Below are 22480 nucleotides of genomic sequence, written 5' to 3'. Positions count from 1 at the left end.
AAGTGCTGTGACCGGCGGCCTCCGCCGCGTCTTCCGATGCTCAGCAGAGCACCACGATGCGCCCGTCTGACCACCGAAATACGGGACAGAGGCCGCCGGTCACAGCACTACGGAAGTTTCCAGTCAACGGGTTCCGCGCCCTGCTTCTCCAACAGCTCGTTGGCCCGGCTGAACGGCTTCGACCCGAAGAACCCGGCGTGCGCGGACAGCGGCGACGGGTGCGCGGACTCGATGGCGGGCAACGGTTCGAGCAGCGGACGCAGGTTGCGCGCGTTGCGGCCCCAGAGGATCGAGACCAGCGGTGCGTCACGCGCCGCGAGAGCCTTGATCGCCTGCTCGGTCACGGCCTCCCAGCCCTTGCCCTGGTGGGAGTTCGCCTTGCCGGGCTGCACGGTCAGCGCCCTGTTGAGCAGCAGCACGCCGCGCTCGGACCACGGGGTCAGGTCGCCGTTCGAGGGCAGCGGGTGACCGAGGTCCTCCGCGTACTCCTTGTAGATGTTGACCAGCGACTTCGGGATCGGCCGCACATCCGGGGCCACCGAGAACGACAGGCCGACCGCGTGGCCGGGCGTCGGGTACGGGTCCTGCCCGACGATGAGCACCTTCACCTGGTGGAACGGCTGCTTGAACGCACGCAGCACGTTCTCGCCCGCAGGCAGGTAGGTGCGGCCGGCGGCGACCTCCGCGCGCAGGAACTCACCCATGGCGGCGATCTGGTCAGCAACGGGGGCGAGAGCTTCAGCCCAACCGGCTTCGACAACTTCGTTGAGGGGACGAGCCACGGCTGTGAACCCTATCTCAGTCCAGACGGCGCAGCTTCTCCCGGTACAGACCGATGTTCTGCACATATTTCTCGACGATGAAAGCCCAGGCCTGTTCTGGCACAACATATCCAGCACGCTCGCGAGCCGGAACCCCAAGCACCATCGTGCGTTCGCGGACGTGCCCGTCGAACGAGACCACCGCGCCGGCGCCGACGATCGCGCCCTTCTCGACGATGGAACCGTTGAGCACCACCGAACCCGAGGCGATCAGGCACTCGTCCGCGACCGTCGCGCCCTCGATGTGCACGTTGTGGCCGATGACGCACGACGAACCGATGTGCACCGGGTGGACCTCGGTGCAGTGGATCACCGTGCCGTCCTGGATCGACGTGCGCTCGTCGACCTCGATGCGGCCGTAGTCGCCGCGCAGCACGGCCTGGGGCCACACCGACGAGTGCGCGCCGATCCGCACGTCGCCGATCACCGTCGCATCCGGGTGCACGTACGCGTCCGGGTGGATCTGCGGCGTGTAGTCCCCCAGCGCATAGATGGCCATGCGCCCGAACCTACAACGGCTTGCCGAAGCAGCGACTCTCCGGGTGGTCGCGGTACACGCCGAAGTTGTCGATCTGCTCGTACCCGCTGGTCGTGTACAGGCTGATCGCCTCCGGCTGGCGGAGACCGGTTTCCAGCACCATTCGCTGCAGACCCGCCTCGCGCGCGGTCTCCTCCAGGTGGGCGAGGATCAGGCGCGAGAGGCCCTTGCCGCGCACCGAGTCGACGACGTACATCCGCTTGATCTCCGCGGCGCCGTCGAGCTCCTCGTTGATGCGCCAGCCACCGCACGCCACGGGCACGCCGTCGAGGTAGCCGATGACGAAGTAGCCGAGCGGCGGGGCGAACTGCGCCGGGTCGACCGGCGTGACGTCGACGTCGCCGTAGCGCTCGACGTAGACCTGCTGCAGGTCGGCGATCATCTTGACCGAGTCTGGATGGTCATACGTGCGCGTGCATAGTTCCACATCGGGCAGTCTACGCGCGCCAGTGCTCCCAGCCAGGAGGTTTTTCATAAACCCTGCCGTCCACCGTCACGCCCTCGCCCGCGCGGACCGTGCCGATGGTGGTCCAGTTCGGCGGGACCGCCTTCGGGCCGGGGAACGTCGCCGCGAGCGCGTGATCTTCGCCTCCGGTCAGCGCCCAGTGCCGTGCGTCACCGCCGAGCGCCGAGGCCACGTCCAGCAGCCGCGGGTGCAAGGGCAGCAGCTCGGTGCGGATGTCGATCGCGACCCCGCTGGAGTCCGCGATGTGGCCGAGGTCCTGCAGCAGTCCGTCCGAGACGTCGATCATCGACGTGGCGCCCGCCTCGGCGGCCTTGGGCCCTTCCTCGTACGGCGGCTCGGGCGTGCGTTGCGCGTTCACGATGCCGACCGGCGAACGGAATCCACGGCCGAGCACGGCGAGTCCGGCGGCGGCCCAGCCGAGTCGTCCGGTCACCGCCACGACGTCGCCGACGAGCGCGCCGGAACGTGTGATCGGCTCAAGTCCGTTCATGTCGCCCATGGCCGTGATCGAGATCACCAGCGTCGCGGAGCTGACCATGTCGCCGCCGACGATGCCGGCGCCGGCCGTCGCCGCCTCCTGCCAGAGTCCCGACATGATCCCCTCCACGACGGACGCGGGGGTGTCGGCGGGACAGGCGAACCCGACCAGCAGAGCCGACGGCAACGCTCCCATCGCGACGATGTCCGCGAGGTTCACCGCGGCCGCTTTTCGGCCCACCTGCTCGGGACTGGACCAGTCGAGTCTGAAGTGGACACCCTCGACCAGCACGTCCATCGAGGCGACGACACGCCCGTCCGGGACGGCGACCACTGCCGCGTCGTCACCGGGACCGAGGATGGTCGTCTCCGGTTGCGCCCGGCCGGTCGTCACCCGGTGGATGAGATTGAACTCACCCACATCGGCGACCGTCTCCGCGTCGCGCGGCGGCTCCGGACGCAAAGTTGCCTCCCAATCTGAGCATTCGGAACCCCAACTGGGGTACGTTGCGTGACACGTTCCTACCTCGACCCAACCTGTCGCGACGAAGGGGCACGCCGTGGTGCATGCATACATCCTCATCCAGACCGAGGTCGGCAAGGCCGCTGCAGTCGCCTCCGAGATCTCCGGGATCACCGGGGTCGCCACCGCCGAAGACGTCACCGGTCCTTACGACGTCATCGTGCGCGCAGAAGCGGACACCGTCGACCAGCTCGGCCAGCTCGTGGTCGCCCGCATCCAGAATGTGGAAGGCATCACGCGGACGCTGACCTGCCCGGTCGTGCATCTGTAGCCCGTGTTGTCATAACCGGGTGACTCAGCAGGAATCCACGTCGGCGCTGTCCCGGCCGCTGCTCGTGGCGGTCGGGCTCGCCGTGGTGCTCGTCGTCGGTTTCGCCGCGCTCGGTCTCGTGCTCGGCAAAGAGGAGCAGACCCAGGACGTGCCCGGTCGCACGGGTCCTCTCGCCCTGGTCTCGATCGACGCACCGGACGCCGGCTCGGAAACCTGTGTGTCCCTGATCCCGAAACTGCCGCTGCAGCTGCCGTCCGGGAAGGACACGCTGCCGCGCCGGGAACTCGCCGCGCCCGCGCCGCTCGCCGCCGTCGCGTGGGGGGACGCCGCACACGATCCGGTGGTCCTGCGCTGTGGGCTCCCCCGCCCGTCCGAGCTCTCGCAGACTTCTCAACTCCGGGTGATCTCGGACGTGCAGTGGTTGCAGCTGCCCGGTTCGGGCAGCTCCACCTGGGTGGTCGTGGACCGCGGCGCGTACGTGGCCCTGACGGTGCCCGACGACGCGGGCACCGGGCCGTTGCAGGACATCTCAGCGACGGTGCGCGACCTGCTGCCGAAGCAGCCGGTCAAGACGACGCCCTAGCGCAGGCCTGAGCCGCGGGCGATCGCCGTCTCGATCAACGTGGTCAGCAACGTGCCGAAGTCCATGCCGGTCGCCTCCCACGCCTTGGGGTACATGGAGATCGGCGTGAAACCGGGCATGGTGTTGAGCTCGTTGATGATCAGCTCGTTCTGCTCGGTGAGGAAGAAGTCCACCCTGGACAGTCCCTGGCAGTCGAGCGCCTTGAACGCCGTCACGGCCATCTCGCGCAGCTGTGCGGTGATGTCGTCGTCGAGCTTCGCCGGGATGTCGGCCTCGTAGGTGTCGTCGACGTACTTGGCGTTGAAGTCGTACCACTCGACGTCGTCCGCGACCGCGCGCAACTCGGCGGGCAGCGACGCCTCGACGCGGCCGTCCGGGAACTCCAGGACCGCGAGCTCGATCTCGCGCACGTTCGGCACGGCGCCCTCGATGATGACCTTGGGGTCGTGCTGGCGGGCCTCGAAGATCGCGGCGTCCAGATCGGCCCAGTCGGAGACCTTGGAGATGCCGACGGACGACCCGGCGCGCGACGGCTTCACGAACACCGGCAGGCCCAGGTGCTCGCGCTCGTCGAGGGTCAGCGTGGTGGCGGAGCGGTCCAGGGCGACGAACTTGCCGACCGGCAGCCCTTCGGCCTGGAGGATCTTCTTGGCGAAGATCTTGTCCATGGCGGCGGCGCTGGCGAACACGCCCGGACCGACGTACGGGAGGCCGCCCAGTTCGAGCAGGCCCTGGATGGTGCCGTCCTCACCCCACGCGCCGTGCAGCAGCGGGAAGACGACGTCTACGTCCTGCAAGGCCTGACCGGGCTCGATCGCGACGATGTCCGTGCGGTTGCGCAGCGTGGGGAGGTTGCCGGCGCCGGCTTCCAGCGCGTTCGGGTCCGTGCCGAGTGCCCACTGCCCCTGCGGTGTGATGCCGACCGGCACCACCTCGAAGCGGTCCGCGTCCAGGTGCGGGAGGACGCTCTTGGCGGACTGGCAGGAGACCTCGTGCTCGGAGCTGCGGCCGCCGAAGACCACGGCCACCCTCGTCTTGCGCTGCGTCATGGGCCAGGACCCTACCCGTTTGGGCGATTGTGCCTACTGACCAGTTGACGGTCGCGGGGCGTAGCGGACCTCGGGGAAGATCCAGTCGTTCGCCGGCCAGGCGGAAACCGCGTCGTAGAGCGGCTTGTCCAGGTCAGCGCGGTCGGCCCGCACCCAGGAATCCACCCGCGCGACGGTGTGGTCGTCCCGCGTCGGACAGATGTGGACGCAGCCGATCACCTCTTCTCCTTCGAGCACCGAACAGGTGAACCCGGCGCGCTTGGCGAAGTCGTCCGCGTGCCTGCGCAGGTCGGACAGGTTGCAGTCCAGCGCGAACCCCTCCGCCGGTGCGAAGGTCATCGGGTGAGCAGCTCCTTCAGGACGGGCAGTGCGCTGACCAGCTGCTCGCGGGAGCACGCCGAGTAACCGATGACGAGCCCGTGCAGCTTGGCCCTGTTCACGTAGTGCCGAGCCAGACCGTCGACCCGCAGCCCGCGTTCGAGAGCCAGCCGCATCAGCTCGCGCTCCTGGTCGGCGCTGGTCAGCAGCACCACGACGTGTGCGCCCGCGTCGTCGCCGAGCACGTCGATGCCGGCGTCGGCGAACGTGTCGACGATCAACGCCCGGCGCTCGGCCAGCTCCCGGCGCAGCTTGCGCAGGTGCCGGCCCAGGTCGCCCGTGCGCGCCAGCTCGACGACGACTCGCTGCCCGGCGGCCGCGGGGCTCGTGCCGGTCAGGTCGCGGTGTTCGAGGATCGTCGTGGCGATGTGCTCGGGAGCGACCATCCAGCCCGTGCCCAGCGTCGGGGTGAGGATCTTGCTCGTGGTGCCGAGGTGGACCACGACGTCCGGCGCGAGCGCGGCCAGTGACGGCAGCGGTGCCACGTCGTAACGAAGCTCACCGTCGTAGTCGTCCTCGATGATGAGCCAGCCGTCTCGCCGTGCACGCTCAACGAGGGCAACGCGGCGGCCCGCCGACATGCGGCCACCGAGCGGGTACTGGTGCGCGGGCGAGCAGTACACAGCGCTCACCCCGTCCGGTACCGCGTCCGGCAGAAGTCCCTCCGCGTCGACCGCGGCCTGGACGACCTTCAGGCCGTTGGCGCGGAAGCACCCCACGGCGCGTTGGTAGCCGGGTTCCTCCACGGCCACGACGGCGTCGCGCTTGAGCACCGCCACCGCGATCTCGGTCAGCACCGCGGTGGTGCCGCCGGTCGCCAGCACCGGGCCGGCGTTGACGGCCAGGCCGCGATGGCGCAGCAGGTGTTCGGCGATTGCCTCGCGGTATTCGGGCAGGCCGGCGCGTTCGGGACGGGACAGCGGCGGTGTGTCTGCCGCGCCACGCCACGCCCGGCGCCAGGCCGCCCGGTCCAGGCCGCCCGCCCACGGCGCGCCCGTGCCCAGGTCGACGAAGTCGGTGATGGCCGGGACGACCGCCTTGCGCGAACGTTTGCGCAACGGGCCTGGCGGGGTCGTGGTGACGTAGGTGCCGGAACCGTGCCGACCGGCGATCCAGCCCTCGGCGTGCAGCTGGTCGTAGGCGGCGGCGGTGACGGTGCGCGACACTCCGAGGCTGTCGGCCAGCGCACGGGTCGACGGCAGGCGGTCGCCCGCGCGGAGCCGTCCCTCGGAGGCGGCGGAGCGCAGGGCGTCGGCCAGCTGGACGGCGAGCGGTTCGGCCGACTCGCGGTCCAGCGCCACGGGAAGCGCGGTCTCAGCCAAAGTGGCCTTCTCAAATCGGCGGAAAATGGCGCTTCAATGATGCCACTTCCGGCCCCAGAGTAGAACCATGACCTCTGACCTGCAGCTCTCGCCCACTCCGCGCAGCACCCCGGTCCGCGGCAAGAAGCGAGCCGTCCAAGACCGCCAGGTGCTCTACGACATCCTCGACGCCGGCCTGGTCTGCCATCTCGCCGTCGAGGTCGACGGAGCGCCGTTCCTCATCCCCACCGCGTACGGACGGGACGGCAACCGCATCTTCCTGCACGGGTCGACGGGCTCACGGTCCATCAGGAGCATGCTCGAAGGCAAGCAGGTTTGCGTCGCGGTCACGCTCGTGGACGGCGTCGTCTACTCGCGCTCGGTGTTCCACCACTCGATGAACTACCGCTCGGCGATCATCCACGGCACCGCGAAGATCGCCGACGATCCCGAGCACGCCCTGCGCGTGATCGTCGAGCACGTCACGCCCGGCAGCTGGGACTACGCGCGCGAACCGTCCAAGAAGGAGCTCGCGCAGACGGCCGCGCTGGAGATCGACCTCACCGAGGCGAGCGTGAAGGTGCGTGAGGGCGGGCCGGGTGAGGAGCCGTCCGACCTCGAAGCGAACCTCGTGTGGGCCGGGCACATGCCGCTCATCACGACGTGGGGCGAGCCGGTGCCGCACGAGACGGACAAAGCCATCCCGCCGCACGTCAGCGCACGGGGCCGTTGACCGGGTCGTAGTGGTACGGGGTCATGGCGCGTGTGCCGTGACGGTAGACGTGGATCGACACGGCCGGATCCACACCGTCGTTGCGCACCTGGTGCACGTAGCCAGGCCCCCACACGCGTGACTGACCGGCGTGAAGCGAGTGCACGACCTGGATGCGGGTCGTCACCACCTCGGTCAGCAGGCCGCTGACCACGGTGAACGCACCGGAGGTGTGGTCGTGGTCGTGCAGCGAGGCGACCTGACCGGGGAGCCAGCTCATCAGCCAGATCTCCTGGTCGGCCGTCTTGTCGACCAGCGCGGAGAAGCGCTCCTCCGGGTCGTACCGGAGCAGGTGCTTCCACCGGTCACGGTCGGCAGCCCACGACAAAGCCACCCGGACGGGGTGCAGCAGAGCGGAGTTTTCAGGCAGAACGACGCTGTTCTCAGGAACGGCGAACATCGGGGAAAAGTCCTAACCAGGCGAGTGCGCGAAAAGAGGACGCGGGACTATCGCCAGGTACAACAGCAACACGTGTTGAAGGACATGAGGCAGAGGGTCCCGGAACCGGGACCCTCCGTCAATCCAGTCCCAAAGCGTGGGACACGTCCGCGACGAGGTCCCGCGTGTCCTCGCAACCCGCCGAGAAACGGACCAGTCCCTCGGGCACCGGGTCACCGAACTGGGCCCGCCGGTCCGCGGTGGAGTGCAGGCCGCCGAACGACGTCGCCGCCGAAACCACCTTGAGGCGCGACAGGAACTTGTCGACCGCCACGACGTCCTCGAGCTCGAACGTCAGCACGCCGTTGAACCGCCGCATCTGCTGCGCCGCAACGAGGTACGCCGGGTCCTCCGGCGCACCCGGCCACCGCAGGCCCTCGACACGGCCCTTGAGCAGCTCGTAGATCGCCGCCGCGTTCTCCGCCTGCCGCGCCAGACGCAGGTCCAGGGTCGCCAGTCCGCGCAACGCGAGCCAGGTCTCGAACGGCCCGGGAATCGCACCGTTCGACGTGCGCAGCTCACGCACCCGAGCGGCCAGATCGGCCGACGCCACCGTCACGTGTCCGAAAAGGACGTCGCTGTGACCCGACACGGCCTTGGAGTCCGACGCCACCACGATGTCCGCGCCCAGCTCCAACGGCCGTTGCCCGAGCGGGGTCGCGGTCGTGTTGTCCACGGCCAGCAACGCACCCGCGGCGTGTGCCGCCTCGGCGAGCGCCGCGATGTCGCAGACGTCGAGACCGGGGTTCGACGGCGTCTCCAGCAGCACCAGGCGCACGCCCTCGAAGGACGGGTACGGCCCCGCCGTGGGCACCTCCACCACGTTGACGTCCATTTCGGACACCACGCGCCTGGTCAGGAAGTAGCCGTCCGACGGTACCGCCAGAGTGTCCCCAGTGGACAGAACCGACCGCAGCAACGTCATGATCGCGGCCATGCCGGACGGGAAGACGACGCATTCCCCGCCCTCCAACGACCCCAGCGCCTGCTCCAGCGCACGCCAGGTCGGGTTGCCGACGCGGCCGTAGAAGTCGTCGCCACCGAGGTGGAAGGCCGAGGCGAACACCGGCTGCGCACCGAACGGCTCGCCGGGCTTGCCCGAAACCGAATGCACCACTCGGGTGCCGTCACCGTAAGACTCGTTCACTGGCGTTCGTGTTTCCGATCGCGTCCAAGCAGCGCCGCCCCCAGATCGCGCACGCTGAGCCCGTCATGACAAACCATGTGCACGCCATCAGTGATCGGCATGTCGACGCCGTGCGCCCGTGCCAGCTCGCGGATCGACGAGCACGACTTCACGCCCTCGGCGACCTGTCCGTGCGCGGCTTCCTGCGCCTGCGCGAGGGTCTCGCCCTTGCCGAGCCGTTCGCCGAAGGACCGGTTGCGCGACAACGGCGACGCGCAGGTCGCCACCAGGTCGCCCAGACCCGCCAGGCCCGCGAACGTCAGCGGGTCCGCGCCCAGGGCCGCACCCAGTCGTGCGGTCTCGGCCAGACCACGCGTGATGATCGACGCCATCGTGTTGTCGCCGAAGCCCATGCCGGCCGCCATGCCGCACGCCAGCGCGATGACGTTCTTGCACGCCCCGCCCAGCTCGCAGCCGACGACGTCGGTGTTGGTGTACGGGCGGAAGTACGAGTTCGAGCACGCGTGCTGCAGGTCGACCGCGCGGTCGTGGTCCGTGCACGCGATGACGGTCGCGGTCGGCTGCCCGACGGCGATCTCCTTGGCCAGGTTCGGCCCGGACACGACGGCCACCTGCGACTCGTCGACGGCGGCGACCTCGCGGATCACCTCGCTCATCCGCTTGAGCGTGCCGAGTTCGACGCCCTTGGACAACGACACGAGCGTCGCGTCCGGCGGCAGCAGCTCCTTCCAGCCGGACAGGTTCGCCCGCAGGGTCTGCGACGGCACGGCCAGGATCACCGCGTCCGCCCCGTCCAGCGCCTTCGCCGGGTCGGAGGTGGCGGCCAGGTTCGCCGGCAGGGAGATGCCGGGCAGGTAGTCGGCGTTCACGCGGGTCTCGGTGATCGCCGAGGCGACCTCCTGCCGCCGCGCCCACAGCACGACCTCGGGCCCGGAGTCCGCGACGACCTTCGCGAACGTCGTGCCCCACGAACCGGCGCCGAGCACCGCGACTTTTTCGATAGCCATGCTCAGGCCTTCCTCGGTCCGTAGAAGCCTTCGGGCGCCGGCTGCTGGCGAACCTCGGCGAGCTGGTCCTTGACGTGGTTCATGAGCAGATCGGTGACCTCGCGCAGCAACGGCAGCGTCTCCTCCTTGCCGCGGTAGGCGGACAGGTCGATCGGCTCACCGACGAAGTGGGTGATCGTCTTGCGCGGGAACGGCCGGAACTTCTTCTGGTAGTGGTTGTAGAGGTCGAGCGTGCCCCAGCGGGCGACCGGGATGACCGGGCCGTCGTGCTGCAACGCGAGCCGCGCAACGCCGGTGCGGGAGTTCGCGGGCCAGCCGTCGGGGTCCTTGGTGATGGTGCCCTCCGGGTAGATCACCACGACCTGGCCGGTCTCCAGCGCGTTGTGCGCCTCGCGCAGGCTCTGCTGCGCGTCCGACGTTCCCCGGTAGACCGGGATCTGCTTCGCGCCCTTCAGGATCGCGCCCATGATCGGCACGTTCCACAGGCTGTGCTTGGCGAGGAAGTGCGGCACGCGGTCGTTCTTGTGCACGAACACCGCGTCGTAGCACGGGTCGAGGTGCGAGATGTGGTTCATGACGAGCAGCGCCGACCCCTGGCGCGGGATGCGGTCGCCGTGCACGATCCGGTGCCTGCCCAGCACGAACGACATGGGGTAGACGATCGCCGCGGCGACGCCGACCCAGAAGCCGCCCTTCTCCTTGGCCACGTGGACCTCTCCTCACTCCTGACCTGCACCTACTGCGCCCATGAGCACACTAGTCGTCGAATCGTGGACTATGGCGAGGTGCGGGATGAAGTTGACCTCGTGGTCCCGGTCAAGACGCTCGACCGGGCAAAGACCAGGCTGACCAGCGCCACCGGCGGAGATCCGGTGTCGCACGCGGCGCTGGCGCTCGCGCTCGCCATGGACACGGTGAGCGCCGCACTGGCGACTCCGGGTGTCCGCCGCGTGGTCACGATCACATCGGACCCGGCGGTCGCGGCCGAGATGTCCGGATTGGGCGTCGAGTCACTGCCGGAGCCCGCGCAGCCCGGACTCAACGAGGCGTTGCTCCACGGCGCCCGCACGCTCCGTTCGGCACGGATCGGCGCGCTCCAGGCCGACCTGCCGGCGCTGCGATCGTCCGAACTGCAGGCGGCTCTCGAAGCATCGGCCGGCCGCCGCGCGTTCGTCCCGGATCGGCAGGGCACCGGCACGACGCTGTTGCTCTCGGCACCCGGCGGTGAGCTCGATCCGCGGTTCGGTGTCGGATCCGCCGGGCACCACCGGATCTCCGGGGCGGTGGCGCTGTTCGGGCCGTGGCCGTCGCTGCGCTGTGACGTGGACACGGAAGAAGATCTGCGACTCGCCGTCATGCTGGGCCTCGGCGCGCACACCTCGAACGCCTTGCCCGCCTGGACAACCTGAGCAGTTCTCACGCGTCTTCCGGGTCACTGGGGTGATCACGACTTGGGAGACTGATGCGAGCGCTCATCGCGCTGGCGGCGATCACGGCCATCGTGGGCTGTGTCGCCGCCGTACCGATCGACCGGCCCTCCGACTACACCGCGCCGAGCAAGCTCTCCTCGTGCCGCGTGGACTTACCCGGGGACTGGAAGGACGAGCTGTCCCGCAACAAGATCGAGGCTGGCGCGCACGAACAGGTCACCGTGGTCGGAGCGAACTCCGACGCCGGCACGACCCTGGTGAAGACCACCCGCAACCGGACCACCGAACTCGTGTTGCACGACAGCACAAAACGCCAGCAGGTGATGGCGGTGCAGGACGACGGGCTGCTCTTCGGCGTCGAGTTCGACGGGCGGTGGGCGACGTTCTCCACGGCTCCCGGGCCCGACGCCGCCGCGACCACCTACGCGTGGGACTCGCGCAACGACGGCGCCCCCGTGCGGATCGGTTCGGAAGGAGCCGTGGTGCACAACGGCAAAGCGGCGTTCTCCGACAGCGCCGGCGTCCACGTCCACGACCTCGCGCGGAAGAAGGACAGGGTCGTCGGTCAGGGCGCGGATCCGGTGTTCCTCGGCGACGCGGTCATGTGGTTGCAGGACGGGAGGTTCCGCGGCGACGCCGTGCCGGACCCGTTGAAGAACGCCGAACCCGAGGCCGTGGCGTCGGACGGCCGCACGGTGGTGTGGACGGAGGGTGACGCGCTGCACGGCTGGCGTGAGGGCTGGCCCGAGTCACGTGAGCTCGCGGAGATCAAGCGCGAGCCGAAGACGGAGGGCATCGTGTTCCCGCGGGTCAGTGGTGACTTCGTGTCGTGGCAGTCGGAGTCGTCGTACGTCACGGACATCCGCAGTGGCGCGACCGCGCACACGACCGAAGGCGCTTACTGGCTGGAGGTGCACGGCGGTGCGCTCACGCAGCGGGGCTGGCGGGTTGCCGCCTCAGCTCCCCTGTCCGAGCTCTCACCACTGCCTGCATGTTGACGCGGGCGCTGGTCGTGCTGGCCGTGCTGCTCACGGGGTGCGCGCCGGAGGTGGAAGACCGGTACACCAACAAGCTCGTGTCGTGCAGCGTGAACCTCCCGCAGGACTGGCGGGACGCGCTCGCGGCGAACGAGGTGAAAGCCGGCGCCGAAAAGTCCGTGGACGTCGTCGCCGCCAGTCCTGACGGGCGCGCGACCGTCTTGCGGACCTGGCCGGAGACCGGACTCGTCCTGCACGCCGCGGACGGGCGACGACAGCAGATCGCCGCGTCGCAGCACGACACTCCGCACGTCATCGAGTTCGACGGCCGCACAGTGGTGTTCTCGATGACCAGCAGGTCCGGTGCAGGTGTCAGGTTCTACACGTGGGACGCCGACACGGGCGGCGAACCCGTCCGGATCAACCGGGAGCGTCAGGACCCGGACCACTACCGGTCGTCCGACGGCACGACGTCCGTGTGGGCGGAGGACCACCGCCTGTACGGGCAACGAACGGACTGGCCGCAACCACGCCTGGTCGCGGAGATCCAGCAGTCGCCGAACGTGGGCCGCATCGGGGGGCCGAGCGTGCACGGCGACTTCGTCTCGTGGTGGGGCATGGACTCCTCGTACGTCACGGACATGCGCTCGGGCGCGAGCGTGCACACCAGCTACGGCTACGTGCTCCGGGTGATGGGCGGTGCGCTCGTGCTGTTCAAGGGGAAGGACACCGCCGCCGTTCCCCTGTCCGAACTTTCACCTCTGCCTGCCTGCTAGGCCGTGACAAGCGCCACGAAAGGTTGGCGCCGGCGACGTGACGGGAAACCCGTGCACTTTTGCCCCCGACACGTGCCCCGAGGTGTACCGCATGTCTTCGTTGACGCACGCCGACTACCTGGCGTTGCGCCGCTTTCCCGCTCTCGACGGCCTGCGCGCGATCGCCGCGGTCATGGTGGTGGTCTTCCACTACGGCGGACCCGACTGGCTGCAGGGCTGGGCCGGTGTGCAGATGTTCTTCGTCCTCAGCGGATTCCTGATCACCACGCTGATGCTGCGCGAGGAGCACCGCACCGGCCGGATCTCGCTCAAGGAGTTCTACCTGCGCCGGGGCTTCCGGATTCTGCCGGTGTACCTCGTGGTCCTGTTCGTGACGGTCGTGGCCTCGGTGGTGGCGGGCACGTTCGTCAGCAACGGCATCGGGCCCGCGTTGAAGTACTTCCTGACCTTCACCAACGAGTTCGCCGACCGCAGCCCGTACGACCAGTCGTGGTCGTTGGGCATCGAGCAGAAGTTCTACCTGGTCTGGCCGCTGGTCGCGGTCGCGCTGGGGACAGTCGTGCTCAAGCGCCGTGCCGGTGCTGCCGTCCTCGGCATGGTGCTCGGACTCGTGGTCGTCAACTTCACGACGTCGCACAACAACCCCGGCTGGCCGCTGCACTACTTCCCGATCCTGACCGGTGTGCTGCTCGCGATCGCGCTGCACAGCAGGCGCGGGTTCGACCTGGTGCGTCCGCTCACGAAACCGGTCGCGCAGGTGATCGTGTCGATTGGATTCGTCGGCGTGCAGCTGAGCCTGAAGCCGATCTCGCACCACCTCGACGGGTTCAACGGCATCACCGGTCACGTGATGGTGATCCCGATGTACGCGGTCGCCACGGCCGTGCTGCTCGCTGCGCTGGTCGGGCCGGGGCCGGTGACGGGTTTTCTGTCCACGAAGCCGATGCAGTACGTCGGTGAACGCTCGTACTCGCTCTACCTGGTGCAGACGATCGCCGCGACGGTCGCAGCCTTCTTCTGGCCGGCACTCTCCGGTGTCGGACAGTCCGCGGTGGTCACCGCGATGGGGTTGGCGCTGGCGGGCGTTCTCCACAAGACCGTGGAGATCCCGATGATCGACCTCGGTCGTCGTGTGATCGCCCGCCAGCGCGTTCGGGCTCAGCAGGGTGCGCCGCAGGCCCCCACGCCGCAGTCTGCCGAACCGGCGTCGTCCCGGCTCGCGATCATCGGGCAGGCCCAGCCGTAGAACGGGTTCGGGGCGAGCGGCACGCGGTCGCGTCCGCTCTCCCTGGCCAGTTCCTTGGCGTACTGCGTGGTCAGGGTCACGTTCGTGCCGCTCGCCTGCGCCTCGTAGGCACCCTGTTCCAGCGCCACGATCTCCACGCCGCGCGAGATGTCGGCGATGAAGACGGCGTTGCGGTGCCAGTACGGTGCCCACGACGTGGCCGCGTCCGGGCGCCAGTAGCCGATCTGGATCGGCTTGGCCGGGTTGGAGATGTCGAGGAACCGGGTGCCCTGGTCGTACCAGGAGTAGGCCACGATCCGCTTCTTCACGTCGAAGTAGTGCGCGGAACACGTGACGTCACCGGGGATCGTGCCCTCCTGGTCGTCCGGGCTCCACACGCCCACGGTCTTCATCTCCGCGGGCGTCTCCGCCCAGCCCTCGCCGTTGTGCGTGCCCTTCAGCGACGAGATGACGAACCGGCCCTGGTCCTTGCACGTGGAGGAACCGAACGCCTCCTCGGTGTGCAGGAGCAGGCTGCCCGCCGGGTTGTCGCGCGTGGGGCGCGGGCCGTCGTCGATCGTGCTGCCGACCGGCCGCATCGAGTTGTGCGTGAACGAGGTCGGCATGTCGATCTTCGGGACGTTGCCGCCCGCGTACGCGACCGGGTCCCACGCCTTCGCTTCGCGGTACTTGCCGCTCAACGGGTCGCGGTGCCAGCCGCGCGTGTAGTAGCCGCGGGTGCCGTTGTCGCCGGCCACCCACGCGATGCCCTGCGCGTCGACCTGGACGTCGTGGGTGATCTTGCCTTCGCCCGCCTTGCCGCGGACGTCGATCGAGACCGGGAGTTCCTGCGGGGTCTTCGGATCGCGGATGTCCGTGACGAAGATCCGCCCGGTCTTGGCGTCCGACCGGTCCAGACCGGCCGTCCACAGGAACTGGCAGTCGTTGATGCAGGTGGAGGTGTGACCGGTGTTCTGCCGGTGGAAGCTGAGGACCTTCAGGTCCGCCGGGTCCACAGCGGACACGATGTAGTTGCCGGTCGGGCGGTCGCCGGGGAGCTTGCGGCCGAACGAGTTGGTCTCCCGCGCGAGGAACGCGAGCTTGCGCTTCGGGTCGACGTTGATGTCCTCGTTCTCCCAGAAGATCTGGGTCGTGTCGTCACCGGGCAGCGCCATCTCCTGCTTGGTGAGGTGGTCGAGGAGCTTCGGCTGGTCCAGATCGGTGACGTCGAAAGTCTTGAGTCCGTCCGTCGCGCTGACGAACGCCACGTCACGCGGTCCGTACTGGGCGAACGCGATCGAGATCGCGCCGTTGGTGCCGGGGAGCGAGGCCTTCAGGCGCACGTTCTTGGCCGCTGCCGTCAGGCGTGGTTTGTCCACCTTGGGAGTCTTGGGTTCGGCCGCCGCCGCCGAAGCCAGTCCTGCCGTGGTGAAGGCCAACAGGGCTGCCGCTGTCAAAGTGGCTATAACCTTCATGCGTTCGACCCTGGCAGCGGCTCGAATGAGACGAGTAGCTCCGAACGTCTAGGCTTCTGCTCTGTGCAGGCGACTGTGTCGACGTTTAACAGCGACGGTTCCGCGGTAGTGCTGCGCGATGACGGCGTTCTGGTCGATGTGAGCGTGGCCGCGGTCACCGCGGGTGGCTGGCGAATGCTGCGTCCGGGGCAGCGGGTGACCCTCGAACGTAGTCCCGAAGGGGCCATCACCGCCCTGCGCATGCCTGTTCTGTGACGAGGAGTTCACCAGCCGGACGTACTGGTTGGGGGCGCTCGCGCCGATAGTGCGGAACAATGCGGGGCGTGAGCACGGACGACAACGACGGCAAGGCGACACCCTCCCGACGCCGCTCGACGCGCGGCAAGGCTGTGGCTCCACCCGCGGCGACCCCGCGCAGGCAGCCTCGTGCGGCGACCAGGCGGGCAGCCAACCCTCCGCGGACCAAGACGCAGCCGACTCAGCCGGTCTCGACGCCGGTGCGGGGTGTCCCCTCGGCACCACCCGCGGTGACGTCGAGCGCCCTGCCCACCGACCTCCCGGACGACCGGTACTTCAACCGTGAACTGTCCTGGTTGGACTTCAACGCCCGCGTGCTCGCACTGGCAGAGGACTCGTCGCAGCCGCTGCTGGAGCGCGCGAAGTTCCTCGCGATCTTCGCCTCGAACCTGGACGAGTTCTACATGGTCCGGGTCGCGGGCCTGAAGCGGCGGGCGGAGACCGGTCTCACGGTGCGCAGTGCGGACGGGCTCACGCCGCTCGAGCAGCTCGTGGCGATCTCCAAGCGCTCGCAGGAACTCGTGGAGCAGCACGCCCGCGCGTTCCTCGACCACATCCGGCCAGGCCTGGAAGAGCACCGGATCAGCATCGTGGCGTGGGGCGACCTCACGGACTACGACCGTTTGAGGCTCTCCAACTACTTCAGCGAGCAGGTGTTCCCGGTCCTGACGCCGCTCGCGGTCGACCCGGCGCACCCGTTCCCCTACATCTCCGGGCTGTCGCTGAACCTCGCGGTGACCGTGCGCGACCCCGAGGGCGGCGGTGAGCGCTTCGCCCGCGTGAAGGTGCCGGACAACGTGCCGCGCCTGGTTCGCGTCGAAGCGGACCGGTCGTCTTCTTCGGCGACCTTCCTGCCGCTGGAGGAGCTCATCGCCGCGCACCTGGGCGAGCTGTTCACCGGTATGGAGGTCATCGAGTGTCACGCCTTCCGCGTGACGCGCAACGCGGACCTGGAGGTCGAGGAGGACCGCGACGAGGACCTGTTGCAGGCGCTGGAACGCGAGCTCGCGCGGCGCCGGTTCGGTCCGCCGGTGCGCCTGGAGGTCGCCGACGACATGACCGAGCACATGCTCGAACTGTTGTTGCGGGAGATGGACGTCGACCCGCACGACGTCGTGACGGTGCCCGGCCTGCTCGATCTGTCGTGCCTGTGGCAGCTCTACAGCATCGACCGCAAGACGTTGAAAGACCCGGCGTTCGTGCCGGCGACGCACCCGGCGTTCGGTGAGCGGGAGACGCCGAAGAGCGTTTTCGCGACGTTGCGCGAGGGCGATGTCCTCGTGCACCACCCGTACGACTCGTTCTCCACGTCGGTGCAGCGGTTCATCGAGCAGGCCGCCGCAGACCCGCACGTGCTGGCCATCAAGCAGACGCTGTACCGCACGTCCGGTGACTCGCCGATCGTCGACGCGCTGATCGACGCGGCCGAGGCGGGCAAGCAGGTCGTGGCGCTGGTGGAGCTCAAGGCGCGCTTCGACGAGCAGGCGAACATCAAGTGGGCGCGAGCGCTGGAAAAGGCCGGCGTGCACGTCGTCTACGGCCTGGTGGGTCTGAAGACGCACTGCAAGACGTCGCTGGTCGTGCGCCAGGAGGGTTCGACGATCCGGCGCTACTGCCACATCGGCACCGGCAACTACAACCCGAAGACGGCGCGGTTGTACGAGGACGTCGGCATCCTGACCGCCGAGCCGACGATCGGCGCGGACCTCACGGACCTCTTCAACGTCCTCACGGGCTATGCGCGCCAGGACGAGTACCGCTCGTTGCTGGTCGCCCCGTACGGCGTCCGCAAGGGCATCGTGGAGCGCATCGACCTGGAGATCGAGCGCGCGCAGGCGGGTGAGAAGTCCGGCGTGCAGATCAAGGTGAACTCGCTCGTGGACGAGCAGGTCATCGACGCGCTGTACCGCGCTTCCCAGGCCGGCGTGCCCGTCGACGTGGTCGTGCGCGGCATCTGCAGCCTGAAGCCGGGCATCAAGGGACTGTCGGAGAACATCCGGGTGCGCTCGATCCTGGGCCGGTTCCTGGAGCACTCGCGAATCTTCCGGTTCATCGCCTCCGACGAGTTCTGGATCGGCAGCGCGGACATGATGCACCGCAACCTGGACCGCCGCGTCGAGGTGGCCGTGCGCGTCATGAGCCCGCGCCTGGCCAGGCAGCTGGAGGACGTCTTCACGTCCGCGCTCGACCCGCAGACGCGCTGCTGGGTGCTGCGTGCAGACGGAGAATGGGAAGCATCGCCGTCCGACGGCCCGTCGGTCCGCGACCACCAAATGGAACTGTTGCACAAGCACGGAGCTCTTGGGTGATCAAAGCTGCTGGGGCGGTGCTCTGGCGCGAGGCCGACGGCGACGTCGAAATCGCGGTGGTGCACCGCCTGCGTTATGACGACTGGTCCCTGCCGAAGGGAAAACTGGATCGCGGCGAGACGATTCCCGCCTGTGCGGTGCGCGAGGTCTTCGAGGAGACCGGATACTCGTGCGTCCTCGGGCGGCATCTGCGACAGGTTTCTTATGACGTCCGGGGCGTGCCGAAGACTGTCGATTACTACGCCGCCGAGGCCGTGTCGGGTGATTTCGCCGTTTCGGAGGAGGTCGACGAGCTTCGCTGGTTGCCGATCGCCGAAGCCTCGGAGTTGCTGACCTACGAACCGGACCGGGACGTGCTCGCGGAATTCGCCCGGCTGCCCGCGGACCTGTTGCTGGTGTTGCTGGTGCGGCACGCGAAGGCGGGAAAGCGGTCCGAGTGGGACGATGACGACGATCTGCGTCCCCTCTCAGACGCCGGCTGGCGGCAGGCCGAGGCGCTCCGCGCGCTTCTGCCCCTGTGGACACCCACACGCGTCCACACGGCTCCCAGGGTGCGTTGCGCGGACACCGTGCGGGGCGTGGCCACCGATCTCTCCGTGGAGATGGTCGAGGAGCCCCGGCTGTCGGAGGAGGGCTACTGGCCCGACCCGGAGGCAGGTCTCGTGCGACTGCTGGAAGTCGCCTCCGATGAAGGCCGTGCGGTCGTGTCGTCGCAGGGCGGGGTGATCCCGTCCGTGGTGCAGTCGCTGGCCGAGATGGGCGGCCTGCGACTGTCCGAGGTGCCCTGCAAGAAGGGCAGCGTGTGGGTGCTGGCCTTCACCCGGCCGTTCGGCACCTGGTCCACTTCGGACTCGCCTTCGCGCTGGCCAACGCTGGTGTCAGCGCACTACCTGGCCTCGGCACTGCCCCGTCCCTGACGGGTTCTGCGTTACGTTTTCACCGCCGCCGTCCTCCTGGTCCACCGAAAGTTCGCCTCAGGCAACGAATCGGGCCGGAAGGGCGGCGGTTTCGCTTGTGCGGGACCCGTTCGGAGGCCGCCGAGCGTTATTTCTATTGGCAGATCTGGGCGGTCGCACGCCTGGGGCGTTATTTCTATTGGCGGGCAGGNGCCTCAGGCAACGAATCGGGCCGGAAGGGCGGCGGTTTCGCTTGTGCGGGACCCGTTCGGAGGCCGCCGAGCGTTATTTCTATTGGCAGATCTGGGCGGTCGCACGCCTGGGGCGTTATTTCTATTGGCGGGCAGGCGATCTGTGCCCAGGCACGCGGAAGGCCCCGGTGTGCGCACACCGGGGCCTTCCGCGTGTAGAACCGAAGTGACGCAGCCTCCTTCTAGAGGAGGCCCGTCTCACTTCTTCTTGGCAGCCGTCTTGCGAGCCGCGGGCGCCTTGGCAGCCGTGGTCTTCGCGGCGGGCTTGGCCGCAGCCGTCGTCTTGGCGGCAGCGGTCTTGCGGGCCGCGGGGGCCTTCGCAGCCGGCTTGGCAGCGGCCTTCGTGGCGGTCGCCTTCGCAGGCGCCTTGGCAGCCGTGGTCTTGGCGGCAGCCGTGGTGGTGCGACGGGTCGCGGGCGCCTTGGTGGCGGCCGCGGCCGTGCGGGTGCGCGTGGTGGTCGCGCGGGTCGTCGCCGCCTTGGTGGCAGGCGCCTTCGCAGCCGCGGGCTTCGCAGCGGCAGCAGCAGCCGGCTTCGCAGCAGCCTTGGCCGCAACGGCCTTGGGCAGCTTCTTCGCGCCGCTGATGACGTCCTTGAACGTCGAGCCGGGGCGGAACGCGGGCACGTTGGTCTTCTTGACCTTCACGGTCTCGCCCGTGCGCGGGTTGCGCGCGGTGCGAGCCGCACGGGCACGCTTCTCGAAGACGCCGAAGCCCGTGATGTTGACCTTCTCGCCCTTGTTGACGGAACGCACGATCACATCGACGATGCCGTCAACAGCAGCACCCGCGGTCTTCTTGTCTCCCAGGCGCTCGGCGAGCGCCTCGATGAGCTGGGCCTTGTTCACTTCCAGTCCCTCCCAGGACGCTCACGGCCCTAGCGTCGGGCCGACTAGAACGCAACGGTAGGCCCAAATCGCGAGAAATACCAATCGCCACGCCAAAATTTTCGTTGTGGCGTGGCTAATTGCGCCCCTTCGAGGGACAGGAGGCGCCGGATTCGCCCCTCTCAAGGGGAGAATCCGGCCCCCTCTCAGACCGCCGGAAGCGGATCCGTTGTGGGCAACCAAGTCTGGCGATTGCCTTCAAATCCGCTGATCTCGGCCTCGTGGCGCAGCGTCAAAGCGATGTCGTCGAGGCCTTCCAACAGGCGCCAACGGGTGTAGTCGTCGATCTCGAACGGGGCTACCAAGTCCTTGGCGCGAACGGTCTTGTCGGTGAGGTCCACGGTGACCGGCGTGCCGGGTTCCGCCTCGAGCAACTTCCACAGCAACTCGACATCGGACTGGCTGCACTGCGCCGCCACGAGGCCCTGCTTGCCGGCGTTGCCCCGGAAGATGTCGGCGAACCGGGACGACACGACCACGCGGAAGCCGTAGTCCATCAACGCCCAGACGGCGTGTTCCCGTGAGGACCCGGTGCCGAAGTCGGGGCCCGCCACGAGGACGCTGGCCGCCTTGTACGGCTCCTGGTTGAGGATGAAGTGCTCGTCACCGCGCCAGGCGGCGAAGAGCCCGTCCTCGAACCCCGTGCGGGTCACGCGCTTGAGGTAGACGGCCGGGATGATCTGGTCGGTGTCCACGTTGGACCTGCGCAGCGGCACGCCGACGCCCGTGTGGGTGGTGAAGGCATCCATGGTCAGTTCTCCAGGTCTGCGGGGGCGGACAGGGTGCCGCGCACGGCCGTTGCGGCGGCAACGAGCGGCGAAACGAGATGCGTGCGGCCGCCCTTGCCCTGCCTGCCCTCGAAGTTCCGGTTCGACGTCGAAGCGCTGCGCTCACCGGGCGCGAGCTGATCCGGGTTCATGCCAAGGCACATCGAGCAGCCGGCCTGCCGCCACTCGGCGCCCGCGTCGAGGAAGACCTTGTCGAGGCCTTCTTCTTCCGCCTGTTTGCGCACCCGCATCGAACCGGGCACGACCAGCATCCGTACTCCAGAAGCGACGTGCTTCCCCTTGATGACGTCCGCGGCGGCGCGCAGGTCCTCGATGCGCCCGTTCGTGCACGAACCGAGGAACACGGTGTCCACGTGGATGTCGCGCAGTGGCGTGCCCGGCGTCAGGCCCATGTACGTCAGCGCCTTCTCGGCGGCCACGCGCTCGTTCTCGTCCACGATCTGCTCGGGGTCGGGGATGTTCGCACCCAGGGGCAAGCCCTGCCCGGGGTTCGTGCCCCACGTGACGAACGGCGTGAGCTCGTCCGCGTTGATGCTGACTTCGGCGTCGAACTTCGCGTCGTCGTCGGTCTTGAGCGTCTTCCAGTACGCGACGGCCGCGTCCCAGTCCGCGCCGGACGGTGCGTGCGGGCGCCCCTTGATGTAGTCGAAAGTCGTGTCGTCCGGTGCGATCATGCCGGCGCGGGCACCCGCCTCGATCGACATGTTGCACACCGTCATGCGCGCTTCCATCGACAGCTTCTCGATGGCTTCGCCGCGGTACTCGAGCACATAGCCCTGTCCGCCACCGGTTCCGATCTTCGCGATGACCGCGAGGATGATGTCCTTCGCCGTGACGCCCGGCTGCAGCGCCCCGTCGACGTTGATGGCCATCGTCTTGAACGGACGCAACGGCAACGTCTGCGTCGCCATCACGTGCTCCACCTCGGACGTGCCGATGCCGAACGCCAGCGCGCCGAACGCACCGTGCGTGGACGTGTGACTGTCGCCGCACACAACGGTCATGCCCGGCTGCGTGAGGCCGAGCTGCGGGCCGACCACGTGGACGATGCCCTGCTCGATGTCACCCATCGGGTGCAGCCGCACGCCGAACTCCGCGCAGTTGCGCCGGAGCGTCTCGACCTGCGTGCGCGACACCGGGTCCGCGATCGGCTTGTCGATGTCGACGGTCGGAACGTTGTGGTCCTCGGTGGCGATCGTCAGGTCCGCCCGGCGGAGCTTCCTGTTCGCGAGCCGGAGCCCGTCGAACGCCTGAGGACTGGTGACTTCGTGGAGCAGATGGAGGTCGATGTAGAGCAGGTCCGGCTCCGCACCACTGCCGTGGCGCACAACGTGTGCCTCCCACACCTTCTCCGCGAGCGTGCGGCTCATCGCGACATCTCCCACATTATGGACGTGCC

Annotated in this window: 25 protein-coding genes; 10 read left to right on the top strand and 15 right to left on the bottom strand. The window is 68.6% G+C overall.

Annotation, left to right across the window (positions count from 1 at the left end; all coding sequences use genetic code 11):
* Positions 1-107: 107 nt before the first annotated feature.
* From LFM09_RS39725 to LFM09_RS39710, 4 genes are read right to left on the bottom strand one after another with little or no spacing between them, the layout of a single operon-like run.
* On the bottom strand, positions 108-782 hold the full coding sequence (locus LFM09_RS39725; protein ID WP_045310622.1) for a uracil-DNA glycosylase: 675 nt from the start codon (positions 780-782) through the stop codon (positions 108-110).
* A gap of 16 nt (positions 783-798) precedes the next feature.
* The gene (locus LFM09_RS39720) at positions 799-1320 is read right to left on the bottom strand and encodes a gamma carbonic anhydrase family protein (RefSeq protein ID WP_414101791.1); all 522 of its coding nucleotides are present in this window, start codon (positions 1318-1320) and stop codon (positions 799-801) included.
* A 10-nt stretch (positions 1321-1330) separates the two neighbouring features.
* Positions 1331-1741, bottom strand: coding sequence for a GNAT family N-acetyltransferase (locus tag LFM09_RS39715; RefSeq protein ID WP_414101790.1), 411 nt, complete (start codon positions 1739-1741; stop codon positions 1331-1333).
* 55 nt (positions 1742-1796) lie between these two features.
* Positions 1797-2765, bottom strand: a complete 969-nt coding sequence (locus tag LFM09_RS39710; RefSeq protein ID WP_414101789.1) for a thiamine-phosphate kinase — start codon at positions 2763-2765, stop codon at positions 1797-1799.
* A gap of 97 nt (positions 2766-2862) precedes the next feature.
* On the opposite strand from LFM09_RS39710, the gene LFM09_RS39705 reads away from it, so the two are divergent.
* Both LFM09_RS39705 and LFM09_RS39700 read left to right on the top strand, forming a co-directional pair.
* Positions 2863-3096, top strand: coding sequence for an Lrp/AsnC ligand binding domain-containing protein (locus LFM09_RS39705; protein ID WP_053736927.1), 234 nt, complete (start codon positions 2863-2865; stop codon positions 3094-3096).
* 19 nt (positions 3097-3115) lie between these two features.
* Positions 3116-3679 (top strand): DUF3515 domain-containing protein, encoded by a 564-nt coding sequence (locus tag LFM09_RS39700; protein ID WP_414101788.1) that lies wholly within the window; start codon positions 3116-3118, stop codon positions 3677-3679.
* Here LFM09_RS39700 and LFM09_RS39695 read toward each other — a convergent pair.
* From LFM09_RS39695 to LFM09_RS39685, 3 genes are read right to left on the bottom strand one after another with little or no spacing between them, the layout of a single operon-like run.
* Positions 3676-4728 carry a D-alanine--D-alanine ligase family protein gene (locus LFM09_RS39695; RefSeq protein WP_414101787.1) on the bottom strand — a complete coding sequence of 351 codons (1053 nt, stop codon included), beginning with the start codon at positions 4726-4728 and terminating at the stop codon, positions 3676-3678. The two genes, LFM09_RS39700 and LFM09_RS39695, sit on opposite strands and share 4 nt — an antisense overlap.
* Before the next feature lie 33 nt (positions 4729-4761).
* Positions 4762-5067, bottom strand: coding sequence for a hypothetical protein (locus LFM09_RS39690; protein WP_414101786.1), 306 nt, complete (start codon positions 5065-5067; stop codon positions 4762-4764).
* Positions 5064-6428, bottom strand: coding sequence for a PLP-dependent aminotransferase family protein (locus LFM09_RS39685; RefSeq protein ID WP_414101785.1), 1365 nt, complete (start codon positions 6426-6428; stop codon positions 5064-5066). Before LFM09_RS39685 ends, LFM09_RS39690 begins: the two co-directional genes overlap by 4 nt.
* 67 nt (positions 6429-6495) lie before the next feature.
* Here LFM09_RS39685 and LFM09_RS39680 point away from each other — a divergent pair, with 67 nt between their 5' ends.
* Positions 6496-7140 (top strand): pyridoxamine 5'-phosphate oxidase family protein, encoded by a 645-nt coding sequence (locus tag LFM09_RS39680; RefSeq protein WP_414101784.1) that lies wholly within the window; start codon positions 6496-6498, stop codon positions 7138-7140.
* Here the strand turns inward: LFM09_RS39680 and LFM09_RS39675 are convergent.
* From LFM09_RS39675 to LFM09_RS39660, 4 genes are all read right to left on the bottom strand, one after another.
* Positions 7121-7579 carry a cysteine dioxygenase gene (locus LFM09_RS39675; protein WP_414101783.1) on the bottom strand — a complete coding sequence of 153 codons (459 nt, stop codon included), beginning with the start codon at positions 7577-7579 and terminating at the stop codon, positions 7121-7123. The genes LFM09_RS39680 and LFM09_RS39675 overlap by 20 nt on opposite strands.
* 118 nt (positions 7580-7697) lie before the next feature.
* Positions 7698-8765 (bottom strand): cystathionine gamma-lyase, encoded by a 1068-nt coding sequence (locus LFM09_RS39670; RefSeq protein WP_414101782.1) that lies wholly within the window; start codon positions 8763-8765, stop codon positions 7698-7700.
* Positions 8762-9772, bottom strand: a complete 1011-nt coding sequence (locus LFM09_RS39665; RefSeq protein ID WP_414101781.1) for an NAD(P)H-dependent glycerol-3-phosphate dehydrogenase — start codon at positions 9770-9772, stop codon at positions 8762-8764. The genes LFM09_RS39670 and LFM09_RS39665 overlap by 4 nt, the downstream gene beginning before the upstream one ends.
* Positions 9773-9774: 2 nt before the next feature.
* Entirely contained in the window at positions 9775-10422 is a 648-nt protein-coding gene (locus LFM09_RS39660; RefSeq protein ID WP_414101798.1) for a lysophospholipid acyltransferase family protein, read from the bottom strand.
* Between the two features lie 135 nt (positions 10423-10557).
* Here LFM09_RS39660 and cofC point away from each other — a divergent pair, with 135 nt between their 5' ends.
* From cofC to LFM09_RS39640, 4 genes are all read left to right on the top strand, one after another.
* Positions 10558-11181, top strand: a complete 624-nt coding sequence (cofC, locus tag LFM09_RS39655) for a 2-phospho-L-lactate guanylyltransferase (protein ID WP_414101780.1) — start codon at positions 10558-10560, stop codon at positions 11179-11181.
* A 53-nt stretch (positions 11182-11234) separates the two neighbouring features.
* Positions 11235-12200, top strand: coding sequence for a hypothetical protein (locus LFM09_RS39650; protein ID WP_414101779.1), 966 nt, complete (start codon positions 11235-11237; stop codon positions 12198-12200).
* Positions 12194-12955, top strand: a complete 762-nt coding sequence (locus LFM09_RS39645; protein WP_414101778.1) for a hypothetical protein — start codon at positions 12194-12196, stop codon at positions 12953-12955. Before LFM09_RS39650 ends, LFM09_RS39645 begins: the two co-directional genes overlap by 7 nt.
* 91 nt (positions 12956-13046) lie before the next feature.
* Positions 13047-14201 (top strand): acyltransferase family protein, encoded by a 1155-nt coding sequence (locus LFM09_RS39640; protein WP_414101777.1) that lies wholly within the window; start codon positions 13047-13049, stop codon positions 14199-14201.
* Here the strand turns inward: LFM09_RS39640 and LFM09_RS39635 are convergent.
* Positions 14114-15655 carry a hypothetical protein gene (locus LFM09_RS39635; RefSeq protein ID WP_414101776.1) on the bottom strand — a complete coding sequence of 514 codons (1542 nt, stop codon included), beginning with the start codon at positions 15653-15655 and terminating at the stop codon, positions 14114-14116. The genes LFM09_RS39640 and LFM09_RS39635 overlap by 88 nt on opposite strands.
* Before the next feature lie 63 nt (positions 15656-15718).
* Between LFM09_RS39635 and LFM09_RS39630 the strand changes: the two genes are divergently transcribed.
* From LFM09_RS39630 to LFM09_RS39620, 3 genes are read left to right on the top strand one after another with little or no spacing between them, the layout of a single operon-like run.
* Positions 15719-15910 (top strand): hypothetical protein, encoded by a 192-nt coding sequence (locus tag LFM09_RS39630; RefSeq protein WP_414101775.1) that lies wholly within the window; start codon positions 15719-15721, stop codon positions 15908-15910.
* A 59-nt stretch (positions 15911-15969) separates the two neighbouring features.
* Positions 15970-18261 (top strand): RNA degradosome polyphosphate kinase, encoded by a 2292-nt coding sequence (locus tag LFM09_RS39625; RefSeq protein WP_414101774.1) that lies wholly within the window; start codon positions 15970-15972, stop codon positions 18259-18261.
* Positions 18261-19178, top strand: a complete 918-nt coding sequence (locus LFM09_RS39620; RefSeq protein WP_414101797.1) for an NUDIX hydrolase — start codon at positions 18261-18263, stop codon at positions 19176-19178. The genes LFM09_RS39625 and LFM09_RS39620 overlap by 1 nt, the downstream gene beginning before the upstream one ends.
* Positions 19179-19606: 428 nt before the next feature.
* Here the strand turns inward: LFM09_RS39620 and LFM09_RS39615 are convergent, their stop codons facing one another.
* The 3 genes from LFM09_RS39615 to leuC form a co-directional block, all read right to left on the bottom strand.
* Positions 19607-20254 (bottom strand): HU family DNA-binding protein, encoded by a 648-nt coding sequence (locus LFM09_RS39615; RefSeq protein WP_112261950.1) that lies wholly within the window; start codon positions 20252-20254, stop codon positions 19607-19609.
* A gap of 185 nt (positions 20255-20439) precedes the next feature.
* On the bottom strand, positions 20440-21042 hold the full coding sequence (gene leuD, locus LFM09_RS39610) for a 3-isopropylmalate dehydratase small subunit (protein ID WP_414101773.1): 603 nt from the start codon (positions 21040-21042) through the stop codon (positions 20440-20442).
* A 2-nt stretch (positions 21043-21044) separates the two neighbouring features.
* Entirely contained in the window at positions 21045-22451 is a 1407-nt protein-coding gene (gene leuC / locus LFM09_RS39605) for a 3-isopropylmalate dehydratase large subunit (protein WP_414101772.1), read from the bottom strand.
* Between the last annotated feature and the right edge of the window lie 29 nt (positions 22452-22480).

This window comes from Lentzea alba (genome assembly GCF_047445655.1).
GTDB lineage: Bacteria > Actinomycetota > Actinomycetes > Mycobacteriales > Pseudonocardiaceae > Lentzea > Lentzea alba_A.
The sequence above is the reverse complement of the archived record's forward strand: the minus strand, read 5'-3'. Positions and strand labels throughout refer to the sequence as shown.

Coding starts and splice junctions, on each gene's coding strand:
- LFM09_RS39660 (WP_414101798.1), bottom strand. CDS start 10,422: ATGTCGTTCGTGCTGGGCAGGCACCGGATCGTGCACGGCGACCGCATC.
- LFM09_RS39690 (WP_414101786.1), bottom strand. CDS start 5,067: ATGACCTTCGCACCGGCGGAGGGGTTCGCGCTGGACTGCAACCTGTCC.
- LFM09_RS39675 (WP_414101783.1), bottom strand. CDS start 7,579: ATGTTCGCCGTTCCTGAGAACAGCGTCGTTCTGCCTGAAAACTCCGCT.
- LFM09_RS39640 (WP_414101777.1), top strand. CDS start 13,047: ATGTCTTCGTTGACGCACGCCGACTACCTGGCGTTGCGCCGCTTTCCC.
- LFM09_RS39665 (WP_414101781.1), bottom strand. CDS start 9,772: ATGGCTATCGAAAAAGTCGCGGTGCTCGGCGCCGGTTCGTGGGGCACG.
- LFM09_RS39635 (WP_414101776.1), bottom strand. CDS start 15,655: ATGAAGGTTATAGCCACTTTGACAGCGGCAGCCCTGTTGGCCTTCACC.
- LFM09_RS39650 (WP_414101779.1), top strand. CDS start 11,235: ATGCGAGCGCTCATCGCGCTGGCGGCGATCACGGCCATCGTGGGCTGT.
- LFM09_RS39680 (WP_414101784.1), top strand. CDS start 6,496: ATGACCTCTGACCTGCAGCTCTCGCCCACTCCGCGCAGCACCCCGGTC.
- LFM09_RS39720 (WP_414101791.1), bottom strand. CDS start 1,320: ATGGCCATCTATGCGCTGGGGGACTACACGCCGCAGATCCACCCGGAC.
- leuC (WP_414101772.1), bottom strand. CDS start 22,451: ATGAGCCGCACGCTCGCGGAGAAGGTGTGGGAGGCACACGTTGTGCGC.
- LFM09_RS39715 (WP_414101790.1), bottom strand. CDS start 1,741: ATGATCGCCGACCTGCAGCAGGTCTACGTCGAGCGCTACGGCGACGTC.
- leuD (WP_414101773.1), bottom strand. CDS start 21,042: ATGGATGCCTTCACCACCCACACGGGCGTCGGCGTGCCGCTGCGCAGG.
- LFM09_RS39645 (WP_414101778.1), top strand. CDS start 12,194: ATGTTGACGCGGGCGCTGGTCGTGCTGGCCGTGCTGCTCACGGGGTGC.
- LFM09_RS39695 (WP_414101787.1), bottom strand. CDS start 4,728: ATGACGCAGCGCAAGACGAGGGTGGCCGTGGTCTTCGGCGGCCGCAGC.
- LFM09_RS39625 (WP_414101774.1), top strand. CDS start 15,970: ATGCGGGGCGTGAGCACGGACGACAACGACGGCAAGGCGACACCCTCC.